We start from the raw sequence: 13,937 nt of genomic DNA, 5'->3' as shown, positions 1-13,937 counted from the left end.
CGTGACGCTGGCCTACCAGATCCTGATCCACACGCCCGTCTGGGTCTTTGCATTGTTCGCCTATCTCGTCTGGCAGGGCATTCAAGCGATGCAGCCACGCACCACGCCGATCTGGCGCGCGCTGATCCTGCCGGTCGTGTTCATCGTCTGGGGAATGTCTCGGATCGGATTTGGGCCCGAGGGAAGTGCGTGGCCGCTGATCGCGTGGATCGCGGCCGCGCTGGCACTGCTGCCGCTGGGCGTGCTGACGCCGCGTCCTTTCGAGGTCGATCACAAGACAGGTGAGATCATTCGTCCGGGCAGCGCCTTTGCCCTGATCCGCAACCTCGTCGTTTTCTCGCTGCAATATGCGGTCGGCGTGATCTCGGCGACAGACGCGGCCGACCGTGCATTTGCGATGATGTTCGGCCGCGCGGTGTCCGGCGCGACCGCTGGCTACTTCATTGGCTCGTCGATCGCGCTGGTGATTGCCTATCGACGAAAGCGCGCGCTCGGATGATCAGCGTGGCCGGGGCGGACGTTTCGAGCCTCCAGAGCCTGTGGAACGCGGCTGCGTTGCGATGGCTGCGACGGGCGTGGTTCTTCGCGCGCGCACAGCGCCCTGCACTACCGCTCCAAGTTGCCGCAGCGCCAGGGCGTCAAGTGGAAACTCCAGCAGGATATGGATCAGGCTCAGCGCCAGCAGGAAGGTGAAACCGAACGCGTAGTCGTAGAAATAGAGCGCGGTGGAGGCTGCGCTGGCGGCAGCCATCGCAGCCAGCCGCGCCTTTGGCACCGCGGTCCAGCGGATCACGTCGGCTTTGATGAACCAGTTGAGGTAGTGATAGGTGTAGACGAAGGCGAGCAGGCTCGTCAGCCTGACGTCGAGAACGAGGCCGGGAGCGCCGAACAGCCGGCCGAGCGCCGGGCCGACATTGCCGAAATAATCCTGTCCAACCCGGGCGAAGCTCGCGATCCGGATTTCGGCGGTCGGCGGCAGCAGCAGGATCGTGGCGATCGCCACGAGATAAACAGCCACCAGCGCAGCCTGTGCACGGCTGCCGGATCGGTACGCGCCGAGCACCATGAAGATCAGCGTGAACAGCGAGACGTGGATCAGGGTCGGAATCAGGATGCCGATCACGGCGAGCGAGGACCCGCTCGAATACATGAGCGCGGACAGAGCGATCGCCGTCATGAACAGCAACATGCTCTCGACCGCCGAGGTGGTGGCCGCAACCATGGCGCACACGATCAACGCGCCCCACATCGCAAAGCCGAACCAGGAGGCGTTGTCGATGAGGGCCGCGACCACGGCGATGATTGCGAGGGCTGCCGCAATCCCGCGATGGGGCAGGTAGTAGCTGCGGTCGTGCAGCCACGAGATCTCGGTGAAATAGTGCGCCGGGCCGAGCACGACATAAGCCAGCAGCAACAGCTCGAACGGCATCAGATAGGCCGCCGCGACCGCCAGCAGCATCAGGCCGAGATGGATCGCGTCGTTGCTGCGCATGATGCCGGACCCCGCCTTGGGACCCGGAGGTTAGAGCAGGCGCAGACAATCTTCAATTGCCTGTGCCGGGGCTCAAACGCCTTGCTTGTAGCGCCGTGATACGTCCTGTTGCGTCAGGACTTCACTGCGCCCGCCGTGAGCCCGCCTACCATGTAGCGGCGGAAGGCGTAGTAGATCGCGGCCGGCGGCAGTGCGTAGATGAAGCCGGTCGTCATCAGCAGCTCCCACGGCGAGTCGTCGGCGGCGAGGAAGTTGCCGAGCGCGACGGGCAGCGTGATCTCGCGGTCGTTCGAGAGCAGCAGGAACGCATAGAGATATTCGTTCCAGGCCAGCAGCACCGCATAAGTGCCGATCGCGACCAGCGAAGGCATCATCAGCGGCAAATAGACCAGGCGGAAGATCTGGAGCGTGGTCGCACCGTCCATCACGGCGGCTTCGTCCAATTCGACCGGCAGCTTGTCGGAGGCCTGCTTGAGCACCCAGATCGCGTAAGGGCTGGCGATGGTCACCATCGCCAGGATCAGCGCCCAGTGATTGTTGAGCAGGCCGTAATTGCCCATGGTGCGATACATCGGCACGGCAAGGAACGCGGCCGGGATGAAGTAGGTGAACAGCGCGAGATTCATCACGACCCGCCCGCCGGGCACCTTCAGCCGGGAGATCGAAAACGCCGCGGCGGTGGCGATGAACAGCGTCAGCACGCCGACGGACGCCGCGATCACCAGCGAGTTCCAGAACTGCACGTAGAAGTCGCGCAGGAAGTAGTGCTGCTGCTTGAACACGATTTCGAAGTTGTGCAGCGTCGGATGGTCCGGCCACAGCTTGCCGGAGAACGCGTCCTCCTTCGGCGAGATCGCGAACAGGAACATGTGGTAGATCGGGATCATCGTCCAGATGAAGACGGGAATGCCGATCAGCAGCAGGCGCGCTTCAGTCGCGACGTCACGGAGAGAGGGAAGCTTCATCGCGACAACCGTTTCATCATGAAGTACATCAGCGGCAGGACGAATGGTATCGCACAGACGATGGAGGCCATCGCCAGCGAGAGCTGGTCGAGCCGGAGGTAGCGGATGCCGAGGGTCGACAGCACGTGGGTGAGGTCGGCCGGGCCGCCGCCGGTGAGCAGATAGACGCTGTTGAAGTCGCCGAGCGTCCAGATCATCGAGAGCAGCGTGCAGGTGATGTAAAGCGTCTGCATCGAGGGCCAGGTGATAAAGCGGAATTTCTGCCACCAACTCGCGCCGTCGACTTCGGCGGCTTCGAACAGATCCTGCGCGATCGCAAGCCGGCCGGTCATCAGGATCAGCGTCCAGAACGGCAGCGATTTCCAGATGTGCACGGCGATCGCCATGGTCAGCGCCACGGTCGGGTCGTTCAGCCAGTTCGGGCCGTCATCGCCCGTGAAGGAGAAGATGAGGTGGTTCACCATGCCCCATTCTGGGTTGAGCATGAACCGCACCGACAGGATGGTCGGGATCGAGGGCACCGCCCAGGGCAAGATGAAGATCACCGAGAGCCATCTGATCCAGGGGCGCTGCACGGCGAAGAAGCCGGACAGGAACAGCGCGATCAGCATCTTGATGTTGATGCCGATGACCAGGAAAATCAGCGTGTTGACCGCGGCGCGTGCGAAGATCGGGTCGTTGTAGAGTGCGACATAATTCGACGGGGCGCGCGCCAGCCAGAGCCCGTAGCAGACGGGATAAACGACAAAGGCCAGGAAAACGAGCAGATAGGGCGCAATAAGCACGATGCCCCAGACCTGTGCCGGGGTCAGTCGCGACGACAGGGGCGGGCCGGGAAGTGCCTGATCGCCAGAGAGCGTGATCGCCATTCTTTTCGGACTCTTCAAAGAGAAGCCGGCCGCGAAACGCGGCCGGTGTTGTTCTAACACCTCTCCCCGCAAGGCGGGGAGAGGGCTGGGTGAATTAACCCGCGACCTGCTTGATGCGGGCGATCAGTTCGTCGACGGCCTTGTCGACCGGAACCTTCTCGCTGACGACGCGGTTCATCGCCTTTGCCCACACGTTCTCGTTGTTGAGGATCGTGAACTTCCAGTTCTTGGTGAAGTCGAACGCCGCGGTGCCGCCCTTGAACTGCGCGTAGACGGCCTTGCGGTGCTTGTCAGCCTGCCAGAACGGGCTTTCCTGGCTTTCCTTCGTCACCGGGAACCAGCGGCCGAGCGCGCCCTCGATATAGGGACGGACGTTCTCTTCCTGAAGCAGGAAGCTGATGAACTGCTTGGCCTCGGCCTTGTTCTTGGCCGCGGTGAAGACCAGCCCGGTCTTGACGTCGGAGCGGTAGCGGATGGTCGAACCATCCGGCGCCTTCGGGAAGGACGCCGTGATGATGTCCTGCTCATAGGCTTTCTTGCCGGCCTCGCGCTGTTCGGGCGTGAGGGCCTGGTTCTGCGAGTCTTCGTACCACTTCGCCGCGATCGAGATCGTGAAGTTATGGGTCATCACGATCGTCTTGTTGTGGAAGGCGACGTTGTTGTCCGGGTCCTTCCAGGTCGTGGAGGAGGGCGGCGTGCAGCCCTTGATGTAGGTGTCGGTATAGTCCTTCAGGGCGTGGATCAGGTTCTCGCGAACCTTGGGGTCGTCGACCGTGAGCTTGCCGTCGTCGTCGACCAGCTTGACGTGATAGGCGTCCATGAAGGTGTAGAACGACTGGAAGGCGTCGGTGGATTCCACGCCCATCGGCTGGCCGACGGCGTAAACGCGCTGTCCGGTCGCCTTGCGGATGCCGGGCTGCACCTTGTCGCACCAGAACGTCCAGTAGCCCGCCCAGTCGTTCGGGATATCGGCCTGCTTGAAGCCGGCTTTCTCCAGCATGTCGTTCCAGATCTGGACGTGCATGCTCTGCTGCTTCAGCGGGAAGCCGTAATAGGCCTTCTTCTTGGTGACGTCGTTATAGAGGATCGACGCATCCAGCGTGTTCTGCACGAACCGGCCCTTGATCGGCTCCATCACGTCGGAGAGATCCTCGAGCTTGCCCTCATAGGCCCATTTGCCCTGCGCCTGCACGTCATAGGAGTCGGAATAGGCGACATCGGGCACGGTGCCGGCATCGAGCGCGGCGACCGTCTTCGGAATCATGTCCTGGATCGCGTATTGCGACAATTCGACCTTGATGCCGGTCTTGGCTTCGAACTTCTTGATCGTCTCGAGCAGTGCGTCGTCTTCGGAGCGATAGAAGCCCTTGCCCCACCAGACCGTGATCGTCTTCTGCTGCGCAAATGCGGGTGCAGCGGCTGCAAACAGCCCGGCCGCAGCGACCGCCAATGATACTGCGCCAATAACCTTGGATTTCACGTTTTTCTCCCTCAAACGGCCGGTGTTTTTAACCGGTCATGTAAAACACTAGCGCAGGATGGTAGCGCAATCAACGCATCTTGTCGGACCTGGCGTAGATGCTTAACGCGTGCATCGATCCAATCGTCGCATCAATTCGGGCGGATCATTTCCCGATGGTCGCGCCGGGGAGTCGCCGTCCTCAGCCGAACTTCACCTGAGTGACACTTTGCCGAGTTGGACCGGTCAGTTGGACTTGTCAGTTGGACTTGGCTTAGTTGGACTTGGCGTTCTCTTTGGAATTTTCCGCCGTCGGCGCTTCCGCCGGTGGAGGACGCTTTCCGGTGCCGGTGATGCGCTCGATCGCGGAGCGCACGGCGTCGCCCCCCTTGCGGTCCTTGAGCATGTCGAGCAGCGGCGCGGAGGCCGGCGAGCGGCGGATCAGGCTTTCCGGATCGGGGAAGATCAGGGGATCGTCCCACGGGCCCTGCACCACGAATGGCAGTTCGAAGCCCGACGAGCTGTTGAGGCTCGCCACGCCCTTCATGTCGTATTCGCGCGTCGGCACCGAGGCGGTGCCGGTGAGCGTGATCTTCGCTGCCGGCCCTTCGACGCGGATGTCCTCGGCGGTTGCGACGCCGTCGGAGAATTTCACGGCGATGGTGAGATTGTTGTAAGGGGTCGAGCCGTTGCGGAAATTGCCGCCGCCGGACAGCGGCCGCCGCTCCAGCCGCTTCAGCAGCTGCTCTGCGTTGAAGCCCGCGATCGCACCGTCATGTCCGGTCACGGTGGCGCTTCCGTCGAGCGACTGCACGAGGCCGAACGGGCTCGAGCCCGAAGCGAAGAGCGACACGTTGATGTTGCCGCGGCCGGACAGCTTGTTGAGGCCGAACAGTTCGGTGGCGCAGGCCTGGAGATCGACGTCGGTGAACTGGAATTGCGCCTTGATGTCGGCGACGGTGTCGGAGCGCGCGATGCCGAACGAGCCCTTGGCGATGCCGCCATAGACCTGCGCTTCGCCGACCGAAAGCGCCAGCGTGCCGTTGCGCAGATTGGCGCCGATCGCGGTGCGGCCGAGCTTGGTCGGTCCGACCGTCAGCTTGGCCGCCGACAGGCGCATGTCGAGATCGGTCGTCGACAATCCGTTGAGATCGAACAGCTGCCTGTTCCAATCCCGCGCGCCGCTCGCGAGCAGGCGGAAGGTCGAGATATAAGGCGTGAAATCGAGTGCGTCGGCGGCCAGCGTCGCCTGCAGCGTCTGCCGGCCGTTATTGGCGTAGGTCATGACGCCCTCGGCGGCGTTGCCGTCGAGTTCGACATTGACGTTGGTGAGCGCGATCGAGGCGCCGACGACGTTGGCGCGCGCCTTCAGCACAAAGCGGCCGAAACCGCCGCTGGCGGGCTGCGGCTGCCCGGTCCAGCGCAGCGCGTTGCGCAAGGAGGGGCTGTCGACCGTCAGCATGCCTTCCATCATCGGGCTGGTGCGGTTGGCGACGCTGCCGTCGAACGCGAGCTTGAGCGGCGCGCTGGCGATACGCGCCTTCAACCCCGAGCGATCCCCGGAGAGGGCGGCGACGAAATCGGAAAAGCTGATCGAGCCGTCGACACGCTCGCCGCGCCAGTCGAACTGTCCGGTCGCGGCAAAGGAGCGCGAGATCGAGGGCCAGGCCAGCGAAAGGTCGATGTCCTCGAACTTCTCGGTGCCGTGCGTGGCGGCGTCCTCGTAGTCGAGCACGCCGTCCTGGATCCGGATTTCGGAGAACGAGACCTGGTTCTCGGCCCCGGGCTTCATGGTGCGTGCGATGGTCTGGATGAACGGCGTCCAGTTGCTCTGGCCGTCCGGCTTCAGGCTGACATGGATGCGCGGCCGCAGCAGCGTCAGGTCGGCGATCTCGAACCGCTGCAGCAACAACGGCAGCAGCCGCAGATTGGCGGTGAGCACGTCGACCTGGAGCGCGGGATCGCTGGTGCCGCCGCCCTTGAGGCCGACGTCTCGGAAGGAGATGTAGCTGGCCGGGAGTACCGAGATGTCGATCGCGCCGCCGACACTAAGCTCGAGCCCGGTGACGTCGCGGATCTGCGCTTCGACCGCCTTGCGCAGCGCGTCGCGGTTGATGAGCCATGGGGTCGCGATCAGGGCGATCAGCGCAACACCGAGCAGCGCCGCGATCGGCGTCCCGAGGCGCTTCATTCCTTGGGCCATGGTCAATGGCATGTCCTGATCGGGTTGGTCGTTGGAGCAAAGAAGGCGGGTCGGGAAACCTGCGTGCCCACGCCCAAGCCCTGTTATGTTAAGTGCCGCAACTTGATGGGTTTTCTTGTCGCTTTCAAGGCCGCGGACGGGTCTGCCCACGGTGTGGGCAGCTTCTATCACCCGGGCGCGGTGCGGAGAACCCCGTATCATTGACGGCTTTGGAGGATTTCGCCTAATAATCGCCGCCAATAGGGCGCGACGCCTCCAAGCCGAAGGTTCAGTCGAAGGTTATTTGCATGAACAAGGTCTATCCCGACGCCAAGTCGGCACTTGCTGGCGTTCTCAAGGACAACATGATGATCATGTCGGGAGGCTTTGGCCTCTGCGGCATCGCCGAGGAGCTCTCGGATGCGATCCGTGAGTCCGGCGTCAAGGGTCTGACGGTCGTCTCCAACAATGCCGGCGTCGACGGCATCGGGCTCAGCCGCCTGCTGGAAACCCGGCAGATCAAGAAGATGATCTCGTCCTATGTCGGGGAGAACAAGCTGTTCGCCCAGCAATTCCTCGCTGGCGAGCTGGAACTCGAATTCAATCCGCAGGGCACGCTGGCCGAGCGCATCCGCGCCGGCGGCGCCGGCATTCCGGCCTTCTACACCAAGACCGGCGTCGGCACGCTGATCGCCGAAGGCAAGGAAGTGAAGGAGTTCGACGGCGAGAAATATCTGATGGAGCGCGGCCTGTTCGCCGACCTCGCCATCGTGCATGCCTGGAAGGGCGACACCGCCGGCAATCTCATCTATCGAAAGACCGCGCGCAACTTCAACCCGATGATGGCGACCGCCGCCAGGGTCACGGTGGCCGAGGTCGAGCATCTGGTTCCGGCCGGCGAACTCAACCCTGATCATATCCACACGCCCGGCATTTTCGTGAAGCGCATCGTCGAGGTCGGCAAGGCCAAGAAGCGCATCGAATTCCGCAACACCCGCCCGCGCCAGACCAGCGCGGCTGCGGCCGGAACTGGAGTAGAGATCTAATGGCCTGGACCCGTGAACAGATGGCCGCGCGTGCCGCAAAGGAACTGCGCGACGGCTATTACGTCAATCTCGGCATCGGCATCCCGACGCTGGTCTCGAACTACATCCCCGACGGCGTGGATGTCAGCCTGCAAAGCGAGAACGGCATGCTCGGCATGGGACCGTTCCCCTATGAGGGCGAGGAAGACGCCGATCTGATCAATGCCGGCAAGCAGACCGTGAGCGAGCTGCCCTCGACCTCGTATTTCTCCAGCGCGGATTCGTTCGGCATGATCCGCGGCGGCCACATGGACCTGTCCATCCTCGGCGCAATGCAGGTGGCCCAGAACGGCGACCTCGCCAACTGGATGATCCCCGGCAAGATGGTCAAGGGCATGGGTGGCGCGATGGATCTCGTCGCCGGCGTCAAGCGCGTCGTCGTGGTGATGGAGCATTCGGCCAAGGACGGCTCCAAGCTGCTGAAGCGGTGCAACCTGCCGCTGACCGGCGAACGCGTGGTCGACATGGTCGTGACCGATCTCGCCGTCTTCACCATCGACAAGCACGGCGACGGCGGCATGGCCCTGATCGAGCTTGCCGACGGCGTCTCGCTCGACGAGGTCAAGGCCAAGACCGAAGCCGAGTTTCGCGTCGCGCTGAAGAACACCTGAGATCTTCGAAGATGGGGCGCGCATGACGATCCGGTCTGCGCGTCCTGAGGAAGCCGATTTCATTGCACAAACCATCCTGTCATCGCAGCGCGGCTATCGGCCGCGTGGCTGGTTCGACGTCGCGCTCGGCTGGCCTGAAGCGCAGTGCCGCGACTTCATCGCACGCATCGCGGTGGCAGAGGCAGTGTCGATGTGGCACGTCTCGCAATTCCTGATCGCCGAGGTCGACGGCGAGCGGGCGGCGGCGCTGTGCGCGCTGCCCGCAGCCGGTACGGGACCTGCAGCCTGGAGCGCGATCGCGGAAGTCGGGGCTGCAACCGGGCTCTCTACGACGGAGCTGGACGCCATCCGCCAACGGGGCGCCTATACACGGGCCTGCTGGGTTCAGGGCGGCGAGAGCGATTGGATGATCGAGCACGTCGCGACCGATCCCACCCATCGCGGCCGTGGTCTGGTGCAGGCATTGATCGCGCACGCGCTCGATAAGGGCCGCGCGGCCGGATTTGGGCGGGCGACGATTTCGTTCCTGATCGGCAACGAGGCTGCCGAGCGGGCCTACGTCAAGGCGGGCTTTGCCTTTGCCGGGGAAAAGCGCGATTCCGCCTTCGAGGCGATCATCGGCGCGCCCGGCTTTCGCATGTTCGCGCGGACGATTTGATCATGCCGCGCGCCCGGTGACTGTTGGGAGCAGGATGCCGCCTCAATCTCGTCATTGCGAGGAGCTCTTGCGACGAAGCAATCCAGACTGCCAAGATGGAAAGATTCTGGGTTGCTTCGCTGCGCTCGCAATGACGGAGGAGCGGACCTACGACCTCGCCGACCACACCTTGCCCCAACGTCCCGACACGCTGGTGACCCATGAGGTCTCCTCGCGCACCAGGCGGAAGCCGAGATTGGCGGGCGGCACGCCCTGGGCGCAACCACCGGCGCGGGCGTCCCGGATGAAGTCGGTGACATAGGCGCGATGCGCGCCCTCGGCGACGCGCACGCCGCAATTCACGGTGGGCCGGCCCGCATTGCCGGCGGCATCGACGCGCGAGCGCACGAAGCAGGTCGATGTCCACTCCCAGACATTGCCGGCGAGGTCGGAAACGCCGTGCTCGTTCGGGCCGAACTTGCCGAACGGATAGGCCATGGTGTCGGAGAGGTCGCGTTCGGATTCGCGCTCATAACGACTAAGCCAGCGCTTCGAGGGATCGTCCGCGTCAACCGGGGCGCCGTCATCCCTGAATCTGGAACCAGCCGCAAATGCCCATTCCGCGTCGCTCGGCAAGCGGTAGGTGTGGCCGGTCTTGCGTGACAGCCAGCTCGCATAGGCTTCGGCGTCGTGCCAGTTGACCTGGACGACGGGGCGATCGGGCGCAATTGCAACGTCCCGATCGAGCGCACGGCACGCGCCGTCCTGAACGCAGCGCTGGTAATCGGCAGAGGAGACCTGCTCGCGCATGATGTGCAGCGGCTTGCTGAATTGCATCGCCCGCAGTGGTGCTTCGGCCTGCCGACCGGCGCGGGTGAAATCGCCGGCCTCGCGATATGACAGACTGCCCGGCGCCACTCTGACGATGGCGGGCTCCGCCGCCGTGCCTTGAATCGCCATGTCGGCGACCAGCGGCGCAACGGTGATCGGTGCTGCCAGCCCCGCGGCGCAGGCCAGTGCCAGTTTCAGTTTGAATGCGATCAGCATGGTCGTCGCCCCGAAAGAGGAAGGGGCCGGTGATCGCCGGCCCCTTGGCTTGCTAGTTCGTCTTGGGAGCCGGGATATCCGCAGGCGCCTTCACCTGTGTCATCAGATCGTCGTCCCACTTGCCCTCGACCTTGAAGTGCGCGGTGGCGCCGAGATCTGCCGCCTCGATCAGGTTATGGGTCACATAGGCGTAAATGCCGGGCTGCAGGAACTTGTACATCGCAGCTCCCGCCGAGCCGCCGCGGATGAACCAGGTCTCGAGCCCGGTCTCCGGCGGATTGGAGAACTTGCCGGTTTCCCAGACATAGTCGCCATGGCCGCCGATCAGGTGCGGACGGCTGTCGCGATTGGCTTGCGAGTGCACGATCAGCACGTTCTCGCCGACGTTGGCGGTCAACGCATTCTTGCCGGTGAGCGCGCCGACCTTGCCGTTGAACACGACATGGGTGGGGATGAGCTTCTTCATCACCTCCTCGGTGTCGGTGAAGGCTTCGCCCGGCGAATCGTAGGACTTGAAGTTGCCCTTCTCGTCGCGCGGCACGTACATGTCCTGCTCGCCGACATAGTAGACCTTGTCGTATCTCAGCGCGTGGCCCTTGCCGTCGTTCAGTCCGTCGCGCGGCAGCACCATAACGGCGCCGTTCATGCCGGAGACGACATGCCAGGGGATCATCGGCCCGCCCGGCGCGCAGTGGTAGACGAACACGCCGGTCCGGGTTGCCTTCCAGCGCAGCACGACCTGCTCGCCGGGATTGATCAGCGTGAGCGCGCCGCCGCCGAGGGCGCCGGTCGCGGAATGGAAGTCGATGTTGTGCGGCATCGTGTTGGTCGCGGGATTGACCAGCGTCGTTTCGACGTAGTCGCCCTCATGCACCACCATCAGCGGGCCCGGCATCGAGCCGTTGAAGGTCATGGCCTGGAAGGTGGTGCCCTTCTCGTCGATGACGACCTTCTTCTCCTCGATCGTGAGCTTGAACTCGATGATCTTGGGGCCTTGCTTGGTGGCCTGCTCGTGCGCATGCACGAAGGGCGGAGCGACCAGCTCGATTTTCTGGCGCGGCAGCTTGAGGTCATCGGCCGCGACAGCTGGGGTCGCCAGCATCAGGGCGGTCGCTGCGGCGCCGATCAACGCGACTCTGCGGGTGAACATCGGAAGCATCCTTCATCTGGAAAGGGTTTTGATGACGGAATGCAGTGTGCGCCGATCGGGGAAAGCGTGTTTGCGCTGCGACAAGGTTTTGCCGTGATTCAGCTCCGCAATAGCACCTAGGAGTTTCGACGGGAGCTGGATCGGTGACACCACGTTAGCCGCATCCGACGGCGTGACGCGGATGTCGAGGGCCTGCAAAGGCGGCCGACGCGACAAGGCATGCCAGGATGACCGTGCCTGCGAACGCGCGCCTGGATGAGATCATGATCGGGGCCGCGGAGAAGATGCGGCTAGAAGAGATGTGCAGCGAGCCGGACCGCAGCCCAGATCGCCAGCGACAGCACGACGAGGACGGCGATTGCGGCGGCCAGGGCGCGCGCGGCGCTGGCCGGGGCCGGTGCGACCGGGGCTGGGCGGAAATCGTCGAAACGCGGGATATGACCGCGGACGTCGAGCAGGGAGAAGATCGGTTCGAGTGCGAGAAGCCTCATCGGCAAACGCTCCGGATGGCGTGCGAATTGCCGTAAACATGGCCCCGAACCGGCCGCTGCGCTTTGCGCGAGCGCAAGGTCGCCTCCTCGGATCCAAGCTAATGGAGTACATTCCGTGATTTGCCGTGATGTCTGCACACGGCCGAAATTTACGAATGGGTAAGACATGAGAGCTGATCTTGCGGCGAGCTACGGCGAGGAAAGGCTACCACGCTACACCAGCTATCCGACCGCACCGCATTTCTCGAAGGCGATCGGCCCGGAAACCTACGCCGGGTGGTTGGCGGAGTTGCCCGCCGGCGCCAGCGCGTCCCTCTATCTCCACGTCCCGTTCTGCCGCGAGATGTGCTGGTATTGCGGCTGCCATACCCAGATCGCCCGCCGCGACGAACTCATCGCGGGCTATCTGCGGACGCTGCGCAACGAGATCGTGGCGGTTTCCGAGGCGATCGGCCGCCGCATCAAGGTGGAGCACATCCATTTCGGCGGCGGCACGCCGACGATCATGGCGCCGGAGGCTTTCGCCGAGTTGCTGGCGACGATGCGCCAGAAATTCTTCGTGCTGCCCTCGGCCGAGATCGCGGTCGAGATCGACCCCCGCACATTGACCGCCGACATGGTCGAGGCGATGCGGCTCTCCGGCGTCAACCGCGCGAGCCTCGGCGTGCAGAGCTTCGATCCCGTGGTGCAACGGGCGATCAACCGCGTGCAGAGCTTCGAGCAGACGGCGTCCGTGGTCGATATGCTCAGGCGTGCCGGCATTGCGGGACTCAATTTCGACCTGATCTACGGGCTGCCGCACCAGACCGTCGCGTCGTGCCTGGATACGGTTCGGCGCTGTCTCACCCTGGCGCCTGACCGCTTCTCCGTGTTCGGTTATGCGCATGTGCCTGGTTTCAAGAAGCACCAGCAGATGATCAACGAGGCTGTGCTGCCGGACGGCCTCGCACGCCATGACCAGGCCTGCGCGATCGCGAATGCATTGAAGGAGGCCGGTTACGTGCAGATCGGGCTCGATCATTTCGCGCGACCCGGCGATTCCATGGCGGTGGCCTTCGAGGAACGGACGCTGCGGCGCAATTTTCAGGGCTACACCACCGACAAGAGTGAAGTCCTGCTCGGTTTCGGCGCCAGCGCGATCGGGCATTTGCCGCAGGGCTATGTCCAGAACGAGGTGCAGATCGGCGCTTATGCACAAAGCATCGCCGCCGGCCGTCTCGCCACAGCCAAGGGCTATGGGCTCACCGACGACGACAGGTTGCGCGCCGACATCATCGAACGCATCATGTGCGAGTTCAGCGCCGACCTCGGCGATATCTGCGCGCGTCATGGTGCGGAAGCAGGAGCGATGCTGGACTCGGCTTCGCGCCTGAAGCCGCTGATCTCCGATGGCGTCGTGAGGCTGGACGGCAACCGCCTCGCCGTTGCAAAGGATTCGCGCTTCCTGGTCCGCAGCGTCGCGGCCGCGTTCGACGCGCATCTCAATCCCGGGAAGCAGCTGCACAGCCGGGCTGTGTAAAGCCACACACACACTCTCTCTCGTCATTCCGGGGCGCCCGAAGGGCGAACCCGGAATCCATCGTGCCGCACGTGACGTAGAGCGATGGATTCCGGGCTCGCGCAAGAGGCGCCCCCCCCGGAATGACAAGCTGGGGAACTGGGAGCAGCTTGCGCTTCAACAACGAGACTCCGGCCCGTTCTGCTAATTTCGTGTCGGAACGGAGTTGTCCATGTCCTTTGGATCCGACGATCTGGTCGATAACATCATGCGCACGGCGCCGCATACGATCCGGGTGTTTCTAGCCTTCAGGATGGCTTGTGTGGGTTGCCCGATCGCAACCTTCCACACGGTGGATGATGCCTGCCGCGAGCATGGCATCGACCGCGAAAAATTCCTCGCCGCATTGTGCGATTGCGTGCCGGCGTGAAGCAGTCTGGAATTCGCGCGG

The 13,937-nt window shown here is 63.7% G+C and carries 14 protein-coding genes; 6 read left to right on the top strand and 8 right to left on the bottom strand.

The genetic code is table 11. The features are described 5' to 3' along the window. The first annotated feature begins 1 nt into the window (after position 1). Positions 2–499: a DUF6622 family protein gene (locus tag CIT40_RS28540; RefSeq protein WP_094893559.1), complete on the top strand. Its 498-nt coding sequence runs from the start codon at positions 2–4 to the stop codon at positions 497–499. Here CIT40_RS28540 and CIT40_RS28535 read toward each other — a convergent pair whose 3' ends face one another. The 5 genes from CIT40_RS28535 to CIT40_RS28515 all read right to left on the bottom strand — a co-directional run bounded on the left by CIT40_RS28535 (position 500) and on the right by CIT40_RS28515 (position 6,988). Then, a complete protein-coding gene (locus CIT40_RS28535; protein WP_094893426.1) occupies positions 500–1,492 on the bottom strand; it encodes a hypothetical protein in 993 nt (330 codons plus the stop codon). It lies immediately after the preceding gene. 113 nt (positions 1,493–1,605) lie between these two features. Next, positions 1,606–2,457, bottom strand: coding sequence for a carbohydrate ABC transporter permease (locus CIT40_RS28530; protein WP_094893427.1), 852 nt, complete (start codon positions 2,455–2,457; stop codon positions 1,606–1,608). Next, positions 2,454–3,326, bottom strand: coding sequence for a carbohydrate ABC transporter permease (locus CIT40_RS28525; protein WP_094893428.1), 873 nt, complete (start codon positions 3,324–3,326; stop codon positions 2,454–2,456). Before CIT40_RS28525 ends, CIT40_RS28530 begins: the two co-directional genes overlap by 4 nt. A 94-nt stretch (positions 3,327–3,420) precedes the next feature. After that, a complete protein-coding gene (locus tag CIT40_RS28520) occupies positions 3,421–4,806 on the bottom strand; it encodes an ABC transporter substrate-binding protein (RefSeq protein WP_094893429.1) in 1,386 nt (461 codons plus the stop codon). A gap of 253 nt (positions 4,807–5,059) precedes the next feature. After that, a complete protein-coding gene (locus tag CIT40_RS28515; RefSeq protein ID WP_162307721.1) occupies positions 5,060–6,988 on the bottom strand; it encodes an AsmA family protein in 1,929 nt (642 codons plus the stop codon). A gap of 287 nt (positions 6,989–7,275) precedes the next feature. Between CIT40_RS28515 and CIT40_RS28510 the strand changes: the two genes are divergently transcribed. The 3 genes from CIT40_RS28510 to CIT40_RS28500 are packed head-to-tail and all read left to right on the top strand — an operon-like array spanning position 7,276 to position 9,321. After that, a complete protein-coding gene (locus CIT40_RS28510) occupies positions 7,276–8,013 on the top strand; it encodes a CoA transferase subunit A (protein WP_094893431.1) in 738 nt (245 codons plus the stop codon). After that, positions 8,013–8,663 carry a CoA transferase subunit B gene (locus CIT40_RS28505; protein ID WP_094893432.1) on the top strand — a complete coding sequence of 217 codons (651 nt, stop codon included), beginning with the start codon at positions 8,013–8,015 and terminating at the stop codon, positions 8,661–8,663. Before CIT40_RS28510 ends, CIT40_RS28505 begins: the two co-directional genes overlap by 1 nt. Before the next feature lie 22 nt (positions 8,664–8,685). After that, positions 8,686–9,321: a GNAT family N-acetyltransferase gene (locus CIT40_RS28500; protein WP_094893433.1), complete on the top strand. Its 636-nt coding sequence runs from the start codon at positions 8,686–8,688 to the stop codon at positions 9,319–9,321. Positions 9,322–9,468: 147 nt separating this feature from the next. On the opposite strand, the gene CIT40_RS28495 is transcribed toward CIT40_RS28500, so the two are convergent. The 3 genes from CIT40_RS28495 to CIT40_RS28485 form a co-directional block, all read right to left on the bottom strand. Next, complete coding sequence (locus tag CIT40_RS28495; protein WP_094893434.1) at positions 9,469–10,347, bottom strand: SUMF1/EgtB/PvdO family nonheme iron enzyme; 879 nt, start codon at positions 10,345–10,347, stop codon at positions 9,469–9,471. A 52-nt stretch (positions 10,348–10,399) separates the two neighbouring features. Further along, entirely contained in the window at positions 10,400–11,497 is a 1,098-nt protein-coding gene (gene nirK, locus CIT40_RS28490; protein WP_162307720.1) for a copper-containing nitrite reductase, read from the bottom strand. Between the two features lie 290 nt (positions 11,498–11,787). Further along, entirely contained in the window at positions 11,788–11,988 is a 201-nt protein-coding gene (locus CIT40_RS28485; protein WP_094893436.1) for a hypothetical protein, read from the bottom strand. A gap of 166 nt (positions 11,989–12,154) precedes the next feature. On the opposite strand from CIT40_RS28485, the gene hemN reads away from it, so the two are divergent. Together hemN and CIT40_RS28475 are read left to right on the top strand one after the other, a co-directional pair. Beyond that, positions 12,155–13,507: an oxygen-independent coproporphyrinogen III oxidase gene (gene hemN, locus CIT40_RS28480; protein WP_094893437.1), complete on the top strand. Its 1,353-nt coding sequence runs from the start codon at positions 12,155–12,157 to the stop codon at positions 13,505–13,507. A gap of 211 nt (positions 13,508–13,718) precedes the next feature. Beyond that, positions 13,719–13,916, top strand: coding sequence for a DUF1858 domain-containing protein (locus CIT40_RS28475; protein WP_094893438.1), 198 nt, complete (start codon positions 13,719–13,721; stop codon positions 13,914–13,916). The last annotated feature ends 21 nt before the right edge of the window (positions 13,917–13,937 follow it).

Origin of the sequence: Bradyrhizobium amphicarpaeae, from assembly GCF_002266435.3 — a bacterium.
Classification (GTDB): Bacteria; Pseudomonadota; Alphaproteobacteria; order Rhizobiales; family Xanthobacteraceae; genus Bradyrhizobium; species Bradyrhizobium amphicarpaeae.
Note: the sequence above shows the minus strand (reverse complement) of the source record. Positions and strands in the feature narration are given on the sequence as shown.

What these genes read in the sequence shown, in the direction of transcription:
- CIT40_RS28535 (WP_094893426.1), bottom strand. Translation starts at nt 1,492, where the DNA reads ATGCGCAGCAACGACGCGATCCATCTCGGCCTGATGCTGCTGGCGGTC.
- CIT40_RS28530 (WP_094893427.1), bottom strand. Translation starts at nt 2,457, where the DNA reads ATGAAGCTTCCCTCTCTCCGTGACGTCGCGACTGAAGCGCGCCTGCTG.
- CIT40_RS28525 (WP_094893428.1), bottom strand. Translation starts at nt 3,326, where the DNA reads ATGGCGATCACGCTCTCTGGCGATCAGGCACTTCCCGGCCCGCCCCTG.
- CIT40_RS28515 (WP_162307721.1), bottom strand. Translation starts at nt 6,988, where the DNA reads ATGGCCCAAGGAATGAAGCGCCTCGGGACGCCGATCGCGGCGCTGCTC.
- CIT40_RS28510 (WP_094893431.1), top strand. Translation starts at nt 7,276, where the DNA reads ATGAACAAGGTCTATCCCGACGCCAAGTCGGCACTTGCTGGCGTTCTC.
- CIT40_RS28505 (WP_094893432.1), top strand. Translation starts at nt 8,013, where the DNA reads ATGGCCTGGACCCGTGAACAGATGGCCGCGCGTGCCGCAAAGGAACTG.
- CIT40_RS28500 (WP_094893433.1), top strand. Translation starts at nt 8,686, where the DNA reads ATGACGATCCGGTCTGCGCGTCCTGAGGAAGCCGATTTCATTGCACAA.
- CIT40_RS28495 (WP_094893434.1), bottom strand. Translation starts at nt 10,347, where the DNA reads ATGCTGATCGCATTCAAACTGAAACTGGCACTGGCCTGCGCCGCGGGG.
- nirK (WP_162307720.1), bottom strand. Translation starts at nt 11,497, where the DNA reads ATGTTCACCCGCAGAGTCGCGTTGATCGGCGCCGCAGCGACCGCCCTG.
- CIT40_RS28485 (WP_094893436.1), bottom strand. Translation starts at nt 11,988, where the DNA reads ATGAGGCTTCTCGCACTCGAACCGATCTTCTCCCTGCTCGACGTCCGC.
- hemN (WP_094893437.1), top strand. Translation starts at nt 12,155, where the DNA reads ATGAGAGCTGATCTTGCGGCGAGCTACGGCGAGGAAAGGCTACCACGC.
- CIT40_RS28475 (WP_094893438.1), top strand. Translation starts at nt 13,719, where the DNA reads ATGTCCTTTGGATCCGACGATCTGGTCGATAACATCATGCGCACGGCG.